The 15,525-nt window shown below is 36.7% G+C and carries 12 protein-coding genes; 7 read left to right on the forward strand and 5 right to left on the reverse strand.

Annotation, left to right across the window (positions count from 1 at the left end; genetic code table 11):
* Nucleotides 1–260 precede the first annotated feature (260 nt).
* Complete coding sequence (locus tag WC906_03325; protein MFA5777442.1) at nt 261–2,744, forward strand: TraM recognition domain-containing protein; 2,484 nt, start codon at nt 261–263, stop codon at nt 2,742–2,744.
* Between the two features lie 51 nt (nt 2,745–2,795).
* Here WC906_03325 and WC906_03330 read toward each other — a convergent pair whose 3' ends face one another.
* Nucleotides 2,796–5,078 carry a hypothetical protein gene (locus tag WC906_03330; protein ID MFA5777443.1) on the reverse strand — a complete coding sequence of 761 codons (2,283 nt, stop codon included), beginning with the start codon at nt 5,076–5,078 and terminating at the stop codon, nt 2,796–2,798.
* Nucleotides 5,079–5,327: 249 nt separating this feature from the next.
* Here WC906_03330 and WC906_03335 point away from each other — a divergent pair, with 249 nt between their 5' ends.
* The 6 genes from WC906_03335 (at nt 5,328) to WC906_03360 (ending at nt 10,909) form a co-directional block, all read left to right on the forward strand.
* Nucleotides 5,328–5,930 (forward strand): hypothetical protein, encoded by a 603-nt coding sequence (locus WC906_03335; protein ID MFA5777444.1) that lies wholly within the window; start codon nt 5,328–5,330, stop codon nt 5,928–5,930.
* Between the two features lie 114 nt (nt 5,931–6,044).
* Entirely contained in the window at nt 6,045–7,100 is a 1,056-nt protein-coding gene (locus tag WC906_03340) for a DNA recombination protein RmuC (GenBank protein ID MFA5777445.1), read from the forward strand.
* A 30-nt stretch (nt 7,101–7,130) separates the two neighbouring features.
* On the forward strand, nt 7,131–7,547 hold the full coding sequence (locus WC906_03345; GenBank protein ID MFA5777446.1) for a hypothetical protein: 417 nt from the start codon (nt 7,131–7,133) through the stop codon (nt 7,545–7,547).
* Between the two features lie 116 nt (nt 7,548–7,663).
* Nucleotides 7,664–9,346 carry a glycosyltransferase family 2 protein gene (locus WC906_03350; GenBank protein MFA5777447.1) on the forward strand — a complete coding sequence of 561 codons (1,683 nt, stop codon included), beginning with the start codon at nt 7,664–7,666 and terminating at the stop codon, nt 9,344–9,346.
* Nucleotides 9,347–9,571: 225 nt separating this feature from the next.
* Entirely contained in the window at nt 9,572–10,462 is an 891-nt protein-coding gene (locus WC906_03355) for an MraY family glycosyltransferase (GenBank protein ID MFA5777448.1), read from the forward strand.
* Between the two features lie 18 nt (nt 10,463–10,480).
* A complete protein-coding gene (locus WC906_03360; GenBank protein ID MFA5777449.1) occupies nt 10,481–10,909 on the forward strand; it encodes a DUF192 domain-containing protein in 429 nt (142 codons plus the stop codon).
* A 122-nt stretch (nt 10,910–11,031) separates the two neighbouring features.
* Here WC906_03360 and WC906_03365 read toward each other — a convergent pair whose 3' ends face one another.
* The 4 genes from WC906_03365 to xerA all read right to left on the reverse strand — a co-directional run bounded on the left by WC906_03365 (nt 11,032) and on the right by xerA (nt 15,243).
* A complete protein-coding gene (locus WC906_03365) occupies nt 11,032–11,658 on the reverse strand; it encodes a hypothetical protein (GenBank protein ID MFA5777450.1) in 627 nt (208 codons plus the stop codon).
* 646 nt (nt 11,659–12,304) lie between these two features.
* Nucleotides 12,305–13,231 (reverse strand): peptide chain release factor N(5)-glutamine methyltransferase, encoded by a 927-nt coding sequence (prmC, locus tag WC906_03370; protein ID MFA5777451.1) that lies wholly within the window; start codon nt 13,229–13,231, stop codon nt 12,305–12,307.
* Between the two features lie 120 nt (nt 13,232–13,351).
* Nucleotides 13,352–14,416 (reverse strand): peptide chain release factor 1, encoded by a 1,065-nt coding sequence (prfA, locus tag WC906_03375; GenBank protein MFA5777452.1) that lies wholly within the window; start codon nt 14,414–14,416, stop codon nt 13,352–13,354.
* A gap of 5 nt (nt 14,417–14,421) precedes the next feature.
* Entirely contained in the window at nt 14,422–15,243 is an 822-nt protein-coding gene (gene xerA, locus WC906_03380; GenBank protein MFA5777453.1) for a site-specific tyrosine recombinase/integron integrase, read from the reverse strand.
* Between the last annotated feature and the right edge of the window lie 282 nt (nt 15,244–15,525).

Below are 15,525 nucleotides of genomic sequence, written 5' to 3' on the forward strand. Positions count from 1 at the left end.
CAAAGGAGTTTTGCACGCGGTAAAAGTCGCCCGGCACTTGGAAGATGACTATGTCCTGGATACCTTTCATGACAAATTATTGGCCGACGAGCTTCATGACGCTTTGCTCAAAAAAGGATTAATTGAAGAGATATGAGATAATTTTCAATTTTCAATTTTCAATTTACAATCAATTTTCAATGACCAAATTTTGAAAATTAACAAATTGTAAATTCAATGAAAATTGGTTATTGATTTTTGAAAATTAGATGTCTTTTGATTTGAATACAATTTTATTTCCACTGGCTTTATTTTTCGGAGTCGTTTGTTTTTTTAGCGGAGCGTATGTTATGTTGCGCAGTTTTTTTGGTTTCAGGGCTCAGATCAGCCGATCAGTCAATATGGATTTGGAAGTGATAAAGGTTTCCAAAATATACAAAAAAGATGAAGAGAGGACAGTCGAAAAAGATGCTTGGAAAGGTGAAATAGGGGCGATGGAACAGCTTTTGGTAACCCTTTCTAACATAAAGAAAAATGTCGGGATGTTCAAAAGAATTTTTTACGGATTTCCCCATATTTCCTTGGAAATTGCCAATCCGGCGGGAAACGAAGAAATTTTCTTCTACATATCGATTCCAAAGAAGTTTAGGGAAAGTATCGAAAAACAAGTTCTCAGTTTTTTCCCTAACGCATCACTGGAAAAAGTTCAGGATTATACCATTTTTTATCCGGGAAATTTTACGGCCGCGGCAACACTCAAACTTAAAAACAAATTCGTTCTTCCTCTCCGGACATATCAAATGATGGAAGTTGATCCGCTGAATGAAATTTCGAATTCATTGAGCAAATTGAATGAGGAAAAAGAAGGAGCGGCCATCCAGCTCGTTCTTACGCCGGCAGGATTTGAGTGGAAGGGCCATGGAAGAAGGATTGCGCATGAAATGCAGCAAGGAAAAAGGCTTAACGATGTTTTTTCAAAATCCGTTGCTAGCCAAATGGGGAAAGGACTTAGCAAGGGAGTTACTGATATTGTTTGGGCGGCGTCTTCCAAAAAAGAAAATTCTCTCGGAAAGGAAAAAGATTCAGTTCAACTGACTCCGGAAGAACAGGATCTCATAAAATCAATAGAAAAAAAATCAAGCCTGACCGGGTTCAGGGTTAATTTGCGCTTAGTTGCTTCGGCTGATAATCAGGCTAGAGCGGATGAGATTTTGGCTCATCTGGAAAACGCTTTTTCTCAGTTTGAAAATTCAGATACCAACTATTTTCAAGTGCAAAAAAGAGTCAAGGGAAAGAAAATCGCTTTTGATTATATTTTCAGAAATTTTGACGAAGAACACGCGGTTATCCTAAGCACGGAAGAAATTGCCAGTATTTTTCATCTTCCCATATCAACAACAGAAACCCCGAAAATAAAATGGCTGAAATCCGGAGTGGCCGCTCCTCCTTCCAATCTTCCGAAAGAGGGGGGCATCCTTCTTGGCTACAATGATTATCGAGGCCTTGAAACAAAAATCAGGCTTACTGATAATGACAGGAGAAGGCATATCTATACAATTGGGCAAACCGGCGTGGGAAAATCCGTATTTCTGCAGGAGATGGCCAAGCAAGATGCCAAGAGTGGAAGGGGTTTTTGTTTCATTGATCCGCACGGAGATGCAATCGAAGACATTCTTACCGTAATTCCCAAAGAAAGAGCGGAAGACGTGATTCTTTTTGATCCTTCAGATGTCGAAAGGCCATTTGGGCTGAATATGCTCGAGTATGATTCAGCTCATCCCGAACAAAAAACTTTTGTTATCAATGAAATGATCGGAATATTCGATCAGCTATACGATCTCAAATCAACCGGAGGGCCGATGTTCGAGCAATATATGCGAAATGCGATGCTTCTCATTATGGATGATCCGGATTCCGGCTCGACTCTTATGGAAATTTCCAAAGTTTTGTCAGATGAAGATTTCCGCAGAATGAAAATTTCAAGGTGCAAAAATCCGATTGTAGTTGATTTTTGGACTAAGGAAGCGGAGAAAGCCGGCGGGGAAGCGGCGCTGGCCAATATGGTTCCTTACATTACTTCCAAACTTACTACCTTTATTTCCAATGATATGATGCGGCCGATTATTGCTCAGCAAAAAAGCACCATCAATCTTCGGGAAATTATGGATAGCGGAAAAATATTGCTAGTGAATCTTTCCAAGGGCAAAATAGGCGAAATTAACGCTAAACTTTTGGGAATGGTAATTGTCGGAAAGATTTTGATGGCGGCGCTTTCTCGAGTCGATACTCCGGAAGACCAAAGAAAAGATTTTTATCTCTATATGGATGAATTTCAAAACGTTACTACTGATTCAATTGCGCAAATTCTGTCAGAGGCCAGAAAATACAAACTGGCTTTGATACTAGCCCATCAGTTTATCGCTCAGCTCAAAGAAGAAATATCCAAAGCGGTTTTTGGCAATGTCGGTTCAATCGTCGCTTTTAGAATCGGAGCCGAAGATGCGGAGTTTTTGGAGAAACAGTTTTCTCCTATTTTCACGGCTAGTGATTTGGTAAACGTTGACAATCGAAATTGTTTTGCCAAGCTTCTCGTTAATAATGAACTTTCCAAGCCTTTCAATATGAAAACCTATCCGCCGACTCGCGGAGATCAGGAAACGGCCAATTATTTAAAAGAATTGTCCAGGCTTAAATATGGAAGAGACGCCAGTATTGTCAACAGGGAAATTATGGATCGGTCAAAAATAGCAGAGCCTGCTCAATAACGATTTTTTATCGAGTTCGGATTTTTTATCGAGGCCGAGCCTCGATTTTTTTTATTGAAGATTAAATGAATTCAATGATTGGGAATCAATCAAATATGCTTTGTTATTTTTTTCATCCACAGTGAAATCGAGAGTGTTTTTAATAGCTTCGCTGAAATATTGCTCAATTAACGCTCCGTCTTTTCCATATTTTATGATTCTTCCGTTTTCTTTATCCAGAACATACAAATTTTGCGTATCACTGTCGGTAAATATGCTTCCGGGAACGTAAGGATTTATTGTCGGTTCCAGATTCAGCTCTTGTTTCTGGCCTTTAAATAATTTTATTACCGAGCCGTTAGCTATTAAATAAACATTCTCGTCGATAGCCAGTCCTGAGGCATCGGAAAGGTCAAGATTGTCTTTGAGCCAATTGGTTTTTTCACCAAAACCTCCTTCTGAACGCGGATAACGATAGATTTGATTGTTAGCTGAATCAAGAAGGTATAGATAGGTGAGATAGGAACTCTCGCCTGCTATGTTGGATCCGCTGGGAATATTGATGGAATTTTCTTTAAGTTGGGAAGTGGCAGATAGGAAGGAGATAACTTTATTCTGGTCAGTGTAGATAAGAGCCAGATTCAAATCTTTCATCGGCGAGGCATTCTTAATATTTCCGTAAGTTTGAGTCCAAGGAAGCGTTTTTACCGTTCCGTCTGCATCTTTAGTTATAATTCCTTCATCGCTTGCGGCGATTAGCTTATCATTTAAGAGCATCACGCTTTTTGGATTCTGAATGTCGAATACTGTCTCAGGAGCATTCAGGAACACTATATTTTTTTCTTGGGAAAATATTTCTTTCGTGTCAGTAATGCGGGCAGGTTCTTCCTGGACGATTGGTTTTGCCTTCATCATTGTTTGGATTTTTAGGAAAAAAAATGGGACAATAAAAATCAACAGAATTATTCCGGCAGCGAAAAGTTTTTGTTTTTTGTTGAAAGATGCAAAAAGCTCTTTTATTTTTTCGAAGCTAGGAGCAATTTTTTTGAAAAGCTCAAAGATGCCTTTTTTGTCTTGTTTTTTCTCCTCTATTTCCTGTTTCTCAAGTTCCGCCTTTCTCTTCGCTAGCCTGGCTAAGAATGGCTCGTTGAAAGCGGGAATTGCTGTTTTTTCTTCTATTATAACTTTATTTTCCTCTTTGCCTTCTAAAGATTTTTCATCCGCTAAAGCTTTAGCGGCGGCAGAAGCGGCGGCTGATTTTTCAGCCTCTTCTTTCCTTTCCAATCTTATCTTTCTTTTTTCTTCAAGCCTTAATCTTGCATTTGCTATCAAATGGCGGCTTGTTTTGGCAATATATCTTCCGGCAAGGGATATTCTTTTTTTCGTTTTATTTTTAACCCAATAAAACGCATCGCCAAGTTTTTCTTTAAATGAAAGCCAGAAAAGATTAAAATTGCTTTCTTTTTTCATTTCCTCCTTCCCCTCTTGTATGTAGATGTGCCCTGTTTTCTCGTCGGTATACCCTTTGTTTTCTTCCTGCTTGAGTATTTCGCTCAGTTCTGGGGGGGCTGGTTTCTTCTCTTCAAAAACTTTTTTGCTGAAGACATTGTAAACTTCCGAATGAGATTCTTGAATAATCTTTTTCTCCTCTTTTTTCTCAAAAATATCAACAACAATTACGCCTACGGCATCCAGCTTGTTGGTTAAAGCGGTTTTTATGAATTGGACGAATTTTTCGCGAGGAAAACGATTGGCGCCTTTTTTTATTTCTTCTTGGGAAAAAACTTTAAAGATATCATCTTCGCAGATTATAATCTTGTCATCTCTCTCAAGGCGTCCGCTGGAAACATTGATGAATGTTTTTAGGGGATTAGGCTCGATTTCTTTAGGGGCCATATCGGCGCTTATTTCAGATAATTGCTGATTCCTAAAAAGAAAAACCTTGGCTTTCCCGCAAACGCTAAAATGGAGATTATTTTTTTCCAAAACGCAAACGATGCCGTCTATTTTCCCTAGCCAGGTTACATTTCCTTCTTTGGCAATTTCCGAAAGCGCCAAGTTAACTTTTTTTAGCGCGCAGTCGAAGCTGTTTTCTATAGATTTCTTGGAATTCGCGTAGTATTCTTTTTTGAGGACGGAAGAAAGAAAGTTGACTATATAAGCGGATTCTTCCTGAAAATCTTTTATCCTGAAGAAACCGGTCAAAATCCCAAGATTTTGAAGGGAGACATTTTCTGGATAATGCCTGAATATATCCAGATAAGGACTAAGTTTCGGATTGTTTAAAACCGAAACGACATTCAGGTCTTTTTCCAGAATGGCAAAGTTTTTTTCTTTTTCGTTATTTCTTGGCATATTAAAACAAATTTCCAAACTCTAAGCATCAGCCTTTTATACTATTATAATATAATAATTCAGCCCAAGAAGCAATCAACTTAATGTCAAATTCAAATTTTCAATGACGAATCAATTCTAAAGCCCAAAATCCAAATTTCTGGTATTTGCCATTTGGATTTTGATATTATGAAACTTTACTTTTTCCTCACATTCTGTATACTTATCGTATGGAGGAATGCAGGAAATAATCAATAATTTACTTTGTTTATGGCTGAAATACTGGAGTTTTTGTTTGGTTCAAAGGTGAAAGCTCGTTTATTGCGTTTTTTTCTTATGAATCCGGAACAGGAATTCAATATGGGAGAAGTAAGCGATAAGAACATGTTTAAGGGAACCCAGGCGAGAAGGGCGATAAATGAATTCAAGAGGAACAAATTTATTTTGGAGAGGAAAAAAAATGGAACAAAATGCTACATCCTAAACCAAAAGTTTCCATTTTTGATAGAACTCAAGGGGCTTTTTGTGAAATCAAACATTTATCCGCAGTGTAGCAGTTTAGACAAGCTGAGGACGATAGGAGATGTTAAGCTGGCTCTCATAAGCGGGATATTTCTCAATTGTGCCAAAAGCAAGGCGGATATGGTTTTGGTGGTAAACAATGTCAACAGATCAAAGCTCAAGAATTTGATGGCGAGTATTGAAGCGGAGGTAGGAAGAGAAATCAGCTATGTTCTGATGAACAGCGAAGAATTCAAATATCGCTTAGATATGCTTGACAGGTTTCTTCTGGATTTTCTCGAAGGTCCGCATGATGAACTCATAAACAAAATACCGAGACTCAAGCTTTTTATTTCCGGACTCAAAAAATAATTTTCAATTTTCAATCAAATTCCAATGACTAAATTTTCAATGTTTGAAAATTAAATAATTGAAAATTGAAAATTCATTGTAAATTGGTCATTGATAATTGAAAATTTTCTTAAAATGTTATATCTAGCTTTCATTATATTTGTTATTTTGCTAGCCGTTATCGTCTGGCTTGTTTTCGATATGAAGAAAAAGATGGAAAGCAAGGGAGGAGAAAGGGAAACGGCCATAATTCAGGAGAAATTGGCGATGCTTTTAGATGAAAATAGGGAACTCCGCCGGGCAATGGACAGCAAGTTAGCCGAAACTCACAGCGCCACCCAGAGGCAATATGCACAGTCGTCAAAAATCATTGGTGACATAACTGAAAAACTGACCAGTCTGGAAAAAACCAACCAGCAAGTTATCGGATTTTCCGAACAGCTGAGCAATTTAGAAAAAGTTCTTAAACATCAAAAACAACGCGGTAATTTGGGAGAAGCAGGGTTAAAGATGGTTTTGGAGAATATTTTGCCTCCGGATTCTTTCAAGTTGCAATATCAGTTTCCGGATAATGATACTGTCGATGCGGCTATTTTTACCAAAGAGGGGATTATCCCAGTAGATGCGAAATTTTCCTTGGATAATTATGATCGGTTGATTCATGAGGAAAATGAGGACAAAAAGAATGAGCTGGAAAATGAATTTAAAAAAGATTTGAAAAAAAGAATTGATGAAACAGCGAAATATATCAAGCCAAAATACAACACCCTTGAGTTTGCTTTTATGTTCATACCGGCCGAAGCTATCTACTACGATTTGCTTATAAATGAAGTAGGAGCGGTAAAGGTTAACACGCGAAGCTTGATCGACTATGCTTTTATTGAAAAAAAGGTCATCATAGTTTCGCCGACCACCTTTTCGGCATACCTCCACACCGTTCTTCAAGGTCTGCAGGCTTTGAAAATAGAAGAAGGCGCCAAGGTTATCAGAAAGAACGTTGAAGCCTTGCAAAAACATATAATATTGTACGAAGAATATATGCGAAAACTAGGATCTAGCCTCTCCACGACTGTAAATCATTATAATACTGCTTCTAAGGAATTTGGGAAAATAGATAAGGATGTGGTTAAAATTACCGGAGGAGAATCTGCCATCGAACCGATAATGATCGAAAGGCCGGAAATTGAATAATCGATTGGAATTAAATATCAATGGGGCAATATGATTTTAGATAAAGAAAAAAGAATAGCAGGAATTAAAAAAATATCCAGCAGGAGTATTGCTGGTTTTTTTGGCCAAGAATTTTGGAAGAGTTCTCTGATCCATTGGCTTTTGATAGGCACTTTATTTCTTGACGCAGTAAGTTGGGGATTACTCATTTTTTATATTCGTCCCATTGACCTTCCTATGGTTCTTCATTATAATGTTTATCTTGGGGTCGATATCATTGGAGATTGGTGGCAAGTGTATTTTTTGCCGATTATATCCAACTTATTTTTGCTGGTAAACACCATTTTAGCTTATCTTTTCTATCAAAAAAAAGAGAGATTGGCCGCCTACATTTTTCTGCTGGCTTCATTTTTTGTTGAGGCGGGAATACTTATTGCCATAGCGGGACTGTTGATGATAAATTATTAAAAAGTTTATAAAGTTTTTAAAGTCCGTGAAGTCAAAAGACCAAAACCCGCGATAAATACAAGATCATAATTTCTTTATAAACTTTATGGATTTTATGAACTTTAGATTATTATTTTATGTTTTCTTTTCCTAATCCCAAAACTGAAATTCCGAGTGAGCACAGGATTCAAAGAATGCTAGAAGTTATCCCGGGAACTTTAACCTGGCTGACGCTTATCGGAATCTTTGCCCTATCATATTTGCTTCCCATCTGGATGGCTGTTTTTATTATTGCATTCGACATTTATTGGATTCACCGGACGATTTTCATTTCCTTCTATTCAATTCTGGCTTACAGAAAACTTAGGGAAGGAAAGAAAATAAATTGGTGGGACAGGTGCCAAAATATCGCCAATCCTGAAAAATATTCTATTGAGATAAAAGATAGAATTAAATTAATGAAAAAAGTCTTGAAAAACGGAATGAATTATGCTGAAAAAAGAAAACTAAAAAAAGAGATAAAAAGGCTAAAAAAATATTATTTTGAAGTTGTAAAGCTCGGAAAAATGAAAAATCAGATCTGGGATTGGAGAAAAATTGTCCATGTGGTTCTTCTCCCGACGGCTAATGAATCGTCAGAAATTATTGAGCCGGCCATTCAGGCGATTTTAGACAGTAATTTTCCCAAATCCCAAATTATTATTCTTCTGGCCGCAGAAGAGAGAGAACCGGAAAAGCAAAGAATGGAAAAAGTGAATTATCTTAAAAACAAATTTGAGGGGAAATTTAGGGACTTTTTAGTGACAACTCATATTGTTAAGGATGATGAAATGAAATGCAAAGCTTCCAATGCGACTTTTTCCGCCAAATACTTAATGAAATACCTTGATGAAAAAAATATTGATTATGAAAAAGTAATTTTCTCAAATTTTGATTGTGATAGCGTTTGCCATCCTGAATATTTTGCAGCGCTGACATACGCATACATAACCGATCCCAAAAGGCTTCAGCAGTCGTATCAGCCGCTTCCGATGTATCACAACAATCTTTGGGATACCAACGCTTTTGTGCGAGTTATTGTTACCAGTTCCTCTTTTTGGCATATGTTTCAAAGTACAAGAAGGGAAATGGTTACTTTTTCGTCTCATAGCGAGCCTTTTGCCACCCTAGTCAGAGTAAATTTCTGGCCGATTAATATGATCAGTGAGGACTCGATAATTTATTGGAAGTGTTTTTCTTATTTTCATGGCGATTATAAAGTGAAACCGATTTATCTTCCAATATCCCTGGATGCAGTTTTAGCCGATACATATTGGAAGACGATAAAAAATCAATATAAGCAGAAAAGACGCTGGGCTTATGGAATAGAAAATTTTCCTGTAATTATGAGAGCCATTGCGCCTGATAAAAAAATAAGTTTTTTCAAAAAGTTCAGGACTGCATTTGAAATACTTGAGGGCCATCATTCTTGGGCAACCTCTGCTTTTATTCTGGCGTTTCTTGGATGGTTGCCGCTTTTCTTTGGAGGATCTCAGTTCAATGAAAGCGTTCTCGCCCACAATTTGCCCTTCGTGACAAGATATTTAATGATTATTGCGATGAGCGGGCTTATTTCATCAATGTTTTTGAGTTTTTTGCTTCTTCCTCCCCGTCCGGAGAAATATTCCAAAAAAAGATATGCTTATATGTTTTTTCAATGGTTTTTGACTCCTATTATTGCGCCGACGCTCGGGTCTATTCCGGCTATTGAATCCCAAACCAGAATTTTAATTAAGAAGTATTTTGGAGAATTTTGGGTAACCGAAAAGATAAAAAAATGAATCATGAATTACGAATAATAAATTATGCAAATTTATTTTCGTAAGTTTAATGTTCATGATTCATAATTCTTTATTCATAATTAAATTTCAATGTCTCTTTATCTTCTTCCATTCCTATATTCTTTTCTCATCACAACCAGTATTATTTGCCTGACTTTGTTTTTATGTTCGAAATTTAAATTTTTAAAAAGCGCAAAGAAAATAGGCAAAACAAATGCGAAAAAAATGGTTTGCAGGATAGGAGGGGTAGCAGTAATACTGGGGTTTCTAGCAACTTTATTTTTAGATGGCAACCTGGCAATCTCTCAAAAACTTTGGGGAATAATAGTTGCTTCATTATTTATTCTTATCTTCGGACTTTTTGATGATTTTATGGAGCTTGATTGGAAAACGCAACTCCTATTCCAAGTATCCGTAGCGATTATAATTTTTATTTTCGGAATCAGAGTCGAATACATTACCAATCCAGCAGGGGGGTTGATATTTTTAAATATGGGAGAGTATATTCTTCCGAGTTTTATTTTTGTCACGATATGGATCGTATTAATGATAAATTCAATGAATTGGGTGGATGGCGTTGATGGCTTGAGCGGAGGAGTGTCTTTAGCAGGAACAGCAACTGTCTTCTTTCTATCGCTTAAGCCGGAAGTTAACCAGCCTCCGGTGGGAATAATCGCTGCGGCTCTCTTTGGAGCGCTTCTGGGATTTCTAATTTTTAATTTCTATCCGTCTAGGATTTTGGCAGGAACTTCCGGGTCTATGTTTATGGGATTTATTTTGGCGACTTTAGCAATTTTTGCCGGAACTAAAATTGCGACTGCTCTTTTGGTTATGGCAGTTCCGATAATTGATTTGATTTGGGTAATAGGAGAAAGAATAAAAGCGGGAAGCTCTATTTTTAAATCGGATAATCGCCATCTTCATTACAAGCTCCTTGAAATCGGCTGGTCGCAGAAGAAAGTGGCTTTATTTTTCTACATTATTACCATTTTTATCGCAGTTGTGGCAATCAATACCAGAGCTATCGGGAAAATAGTAACTTTTATTTTGGCAGCGATTATAATAATCCTGACTATTATTTATGCGAACAGAAAGCTGAATTCGAACCGCATCTGATTCAATTTTATATAAAAAATGGCTATAAAAAATAAAATAATCATATCATTTTTTATTCTTGCCATAGTCGCTTTACTGGCTTTGGTTTTTTTAAGAGTAAAAAAACAGGAAGTTTGGATAAAAAACCAAAAATTTACAGTAGAAATAGCAGATACCGACATTGAGATGCAAGCGGGTCTTTCAGGGAGGGAAAAATTGTGTGAAAAATGCGGAATGCTGTTTGTTTTTTCCAGAAAAGGCAGGTATGGTTTTTGGATGAAAGGGATGAGGTTTAATCTCGATATGATTTGGATAGATGGAAATAGCATAGCTTATATTGCCAAAGATGTTCCTTATGATTCCAAGGAAACAATAAGTCCTGAAACTATGGCAGATAAAGTTTTAGAGCTGGATGCCGGGATGGCAGACGAATTGAATATTGAAATTGGGGATGAAATTAATTTTTGAATGGTTCCCCAACTAAAAACCCCGATGTTATCGGGGTTTTTGCAATATCGAAAGGATTTTTAATTTCCTTGAAAGAACAAACAACTTTTTGTTTATGGATTATCTGTTTTTCTTTTGAAGAATCATGATAATGAAGGCACTCTAACGGCATACTTGTGAAGATTTTGCAGCTGTTTGTTGTCTAGAGTCTTGGAGCTTTCAATTGCTTTAGTGACAAGATCCTTGGAAAATTCCATCGAAGTTCCAATGTATACTCCCCCCTTGAATCCGGAATTTTTTCTAAGATAATCTTCAATATATATCTTATGCTCTGCGGTAAGTCCGGAGTCAGGATTTTTTTCGAGATAGTTCGCTAACGCTCTGCGAGCTAGCCGTGTTTGGCTGTCTCCTCTTCCAGCTGTTTCGATAAACGATTCTTCAGTTTCTTGGCTTGTCGCAGTTGAAGCTACTGTCTCGTTTTTAGAGGCCGGTTTTTGCTGTTCCTTTGTTTGAACAGAAGTTGCGTCCTCTGATCCTTCATTGATCTCAACCTTTTCTTGATCATTTGCAGATTGCTCGCTGGTAGCTATTCTGTCGCTGTTTTCATCAGGAGTTTGATTTCGCTTGGAATAAGAATAAACTCCTCCGGCGATAGCAACTACTATTATTATGCTAATGATAATTCTAAGGTTGTCTCTTAACCAGCTTCCGGCGCCTTCTAACTCATTATCTTCCTCGTTTTTTTCTTCATCTTTTTCTTCGTTCTCCATTAATATTCACCATCCTTTCTAGATTATTTAATTATCAATGTACAGCTTGCGTTGAAACCGTTCGTCTTTTAATTTTAACAAGGCCATTTTTTGTCGTCAACTAGACAAAAGAAGGCATTCGGGTTGTAATTTTAAATGCAAGAAACTAAAACCGCCCTATGTTAAGGGCGGATCCAGTTTATATATTCGATTTTGAACAAACTCAAAATCGATTAAAAGAAAACTTAGTTACAAACTATTTTCTCTTTTTGGTTTTTTTAGCTTTCTTTGCTACTTTTTTCTTTGCTGCTTTTTTCTTTGCCATTTTGTTTCACCTCCTTCTAACAAAATTTGTTTTTGAATCTTTTTAAGATCATTACAAACTTTTTATTTTTTTTATATGTTTCGACGCTTATGTTTATTTTCGCGACTGAAATATTTTCATTGTGATAATATTTTATCACGCTATAATATTTTCTACAATAGAAAAAATATTTTATTTCAATCGATAACTTAATTATAAAGTATATTTTTTAAAATGCAATAGCAAAAAGTTATCCACAGGTGGAAATTTTCAATTTTCAATTTACAATTTTCAATCAATGTCTCAATTCTCAATTATAAAAAAATTTTAAAATTAAATAATTGTAAATTCATTGTAAATTGATCATTGATAATTGAAAATTTCCAATTCGCATATTCTCCATCTTCCGGACAAGTCTTTATGAAAGATAATTTTTGTCCGCCAGCTGGTGGATGGAAAATATTTTTTGATGAGCTTGGTTATTTTTAATTTCTGTTCCGGACTAATTTCCATGAAACATGAAGCATGAAACATAGAACAATTTTGCTTCAAAACCAATATTTGTTTAAGTAGCTCATTGTAATGATCCAAGCCTTCTTTCTGGCTGATTAAAGCGGATTTAGGCTCATATTTCTTGATATCTTTTGAGCAGGATTTATAAATTTCCGGGGAAAGATAGGGGAGATTGGCTGTGATTATCATCACGGAATTTTGTCCGCCAGCTGGCGGATTGAATTTTGAATTTTGAACGATCGGATTTAATAAATTGCCGTGAAGGAATTTTATTTTTTTATCAATTTTATGATATTTCGCATTTTGTTCGGAAACTTTTAAGGCTTTTTTATTATTATCTATCCCAAATAATTCGAAATTCGAAATTCGAAATTCGAAATTCTGCAACTGCTTTGCAGTTGCAATTATTATATTGCCGCTTCCTGTTCCAATGTCGATTAAGTTTATAGCCTTTAGTTTATAGTTTTTAGAAATTTCTTGAATAGCCAAATCAACCATCATTTCTGTTTCAGGGCGGGGGATAAGAGTATTTTTGTTCACTTTAAATTTCAATCCGTAAAATTCTTTTTCTCCCAAAATATATGCCAGCGGTTCGCATTTCATCCGCCGGTTTGCATAATCCATAATTCTTAATTCATAATTCTTTGCGATAGCGAATTCCGGATGCGTCAAAATAAATTCTCGGTTTTTTCCGAGAACGTGAGCGATAATAAGCTCTAAATCAAGTCGGTCGAGTTTTTTGGAATATTTATTAAGAATGTCTTGAATAACAATCACCAGCAATTTACAATTTTCAATTTACAATTTTCAATCAATAGCCAATTTTCTCCGCCAGCTGGCGGATTGAAAATTAAATCATTGAAAATTCATTGTAAATTGATCATTGATAATTGAAAATTAAGCTTTCTCCATCTTTCTCTTAACATCCTCTTCCATCAAAGCAGTAATTATATCATCCAAGTCCCCTCCTAAAATCACCTGAATGTTGCCCCAGGACTGTTTTATCCGGTGGTCGGTGATTCGGTCCTGGGGAAAATTGTAGGTTCTGATTTTTTCGCTTCGATCTCCGGTACCGATCTGGCTTTTTCGCTCATCTCCAAGCTCTTTAGCCCTTTTTTCTTCTTCTATTTGAAGAAGGCGGGAACGCATCACTTTCATGGCCTTTTCCTTGTTTTTGATCTGAGATTTTTCATCTTGGCAGGAAACAATAAGCCCGGTGGGAACGTGAGTGATGCGGACTGCGCTTTTAGTGGTATTTACTGATTGGCCTCCCGGACCGGAAGAACAAAAAGTATCAATTCGGAGATCTTTTTCTTCGATTTTAAATTCTACTTCTTCCGCTTGAGGAAGAACGGCAACAGTGGCGGTGGAGGTGTGTACTCTTCCAACTTTTTCCGTTTCCGGAACTCTTTGGACTCGATGCACCCCTGATTCATATTTAATCTTGCCAAAAACATCCCGCCCGTTAATTTCAAAAACAACTTCCTTGAAGCCTCCCAATTCAGTTTGGCTGGAATTCATTATCGAAACTAACCATCCATTTTTTTCGGCGTATTTCGAATACATTCGGAAAAGCGTAGCGGCGAAAAGAGAAGATTCATCTCCTCCGGCGCCGGCTCGGATTTCCACAATAACACTTTTTTCGTCATTAGGATCTTTGGGAATAAGCATTGATTCCAGTTCTTTCCCAGTTTTTTCTTTTTCCACCGAAAGCTTGATATTTTCATTCATCGCCATTTCTTTCATTTCCGGGTCGGTTTCCGAGTTCACAATTTCCGCGTTTTCTTTCATTTCCTTCTCAATTTTTTCATATTTCCCAATATGAGCGATGACATTTTGAAGTTCAGCCTGTCTTTTGCCTAAAGTCGCCATTTTTTTTGGATCAGAAACAATCTCAGGCGTGCTGAGCTGGTCGGTAATTTCCTGATATTCTTTTTTAATTTCGTCTATTTGATTTTGCATAATTTTTATGATAATGGACTTTTGATATTTTTCAAAGCCGGATTGGTTACCTTGGTGTATAACTGCGTTGTTCTAATATTAGCATGCCCTAAAAGTTCTTGTACATAGCGAACATCAACGCCATTCTCCAGTAGGTGAGTGGCAAAGCTGTGGCGAAGGGAATGGAATGAAGCGTTTTTTTGTATGCCTGATTTTTCCAGAGCATTTTCGAATATTTTTTGCGCCGTTCTCTCAGTTAGTTTTCCGCTTCGTTCGCTCTCAAAAACGTATTCATTGCCATGTTGAAGAGCTGTGAGTTCGTGGAGATCTGCTTTCAATTTTTCCGGAAAAATAGTGACTCTATCCTTTTTTCCTTTAGCATTTTTCAAATGGATTGATAACCCGTCAAAGTCGATGTCTCTTATTCTCAGTTCAACTGCTTCGCTTACGCGCAAGCCAGCCCCGTAGGACAGAGAAATGAGCAGGCGATGTTTTTCATTGTCTATGCAATTGATGATTTTTTCAATTTCACTGCGAGAAAGTACTATGGGTAATTTTTTCGAGGTTTTAGCAAATTTTAAATCTATGAAAATTTTACTTTTGAAAATTTCCCGGTAAAAATATTTAATGGCGTTGAGGTGAAGGTTAATTGTTTGAGGGGATTGTCCTTTTTCTTGTTTTTGCAGAAGATATTTTTTTATTAAGCTTATATCGGGATCTTTTTTAACGATTTTGATAAAATTGAAATAATCGGAAAGGCAGATGAGGTAGCTTTTGATAGTTTTTCGGCTATAATTTCGAAGCCTTAGCTCATTTTCTATTTTCTCAATCAGTTCTTTTAATTGCATATGAATTGTGCTAATATTATTTTATAGAATGTGAATAATATATCACATATTCGCATAATACACAAATTAATTAACCAATAGTGAATTGTATTCGCATAATAACTAGTTATGCAAAATGTCGCTTCGCTCCATTTTGCATAATGCGCATCTCTGCGATGAATGGGCTGTGAAATAAAGAAAAGTTTTTAATAAAAACAAAAAGCGCAGCGACACATCGCATAACTTCCGCTATGCGGCAGGCCCAAATTCCCGCTTCGCGGGAACATCGCATAGCTGCGCATT

It is taken from the genome of Parcubacteria group bacterium (assembly GCA_041657845.1).
Classification (GTDB): Bacteria; Patescibacteriota; Minisyncoccia; order Moranbacterales; family JAKLHP01; genus JAKLHP01.

What these genes read in the sequence shown, in the direction of transcription:
- WC906_03360 (MFA5777449.1), top strand. Translation starts at nt 10,481, where the DNA reads ATGGCTATAAAAAATAAAATAATCATATCATTTTTTATTCTTGCCATA.
- WC906_03335 (MFA5777444.1), top strand. Translation starts at nt 5,328, where the DNA reads ATGGCTGAAATACTGGAGTTTTTGTTTGGTTCAAAGGTGAAAGCTCGT.
- WC906_03355 (MFA5777448.1), top strand. Translation starts at nt 9,572, where the DNA reads ATGGTTTGCAGGATAGGAGGGGTAGCAGTAATACTGGGGTTTCTAGCA.
- WC906_03350 (MFA5777447.1), top strand. Translation starts at nt 7,664, where the DNA reads ATGTTTTCTTTTCCTAATCCCAAAACTGAAATTCCGAGTGAGCACAGG.
- WC906_03345 (MFA5777446.1), top strand. Translation starts at nt 7,131, where the DNA reads ATGATTTTAGATAAAGAAAAAAGAATAGCAGGAATTAAAAAAATATCC.
- xerA (MFA5777453.1), bottom strand. Translation starts at nt 15,243, where the DNA reads ATGCAATTAAAAGAACTGATTGAGAAAATAGAAAATGAGCTAAGGCTT.
- prfA (MFA5777452.1), bottom strand. Translation starts at nt 14,416, where the DNA reads ATGCAAAATCAAATAGACGAAATTAAAAAAGAATATCAGGAAATTACC.
- WC906_03330 (MFA5777443.1), bottom strand. Translation starts at nt 5,078, where the DNA reads ATGCCAAGAAATAACGAAAAAGAAAAAAACTTTGCCATTCTGGAAAAA.
- WC906_03340 (MFA5777445.1), top strand. Translation starts at nt 6,045, where the DNA reads ATGTTATATCTAGCTTTCATTATATTTGTTATTTTGCTAGCCGTTATC.
- WC906_03365 (MFA5777450.1), bottom strand. Translation starts at nt 11,658, where the DNA reads ATGGAGAACGAAGAAAAAGATGAAGAAAAAAACGAGGAAGATAATGAG.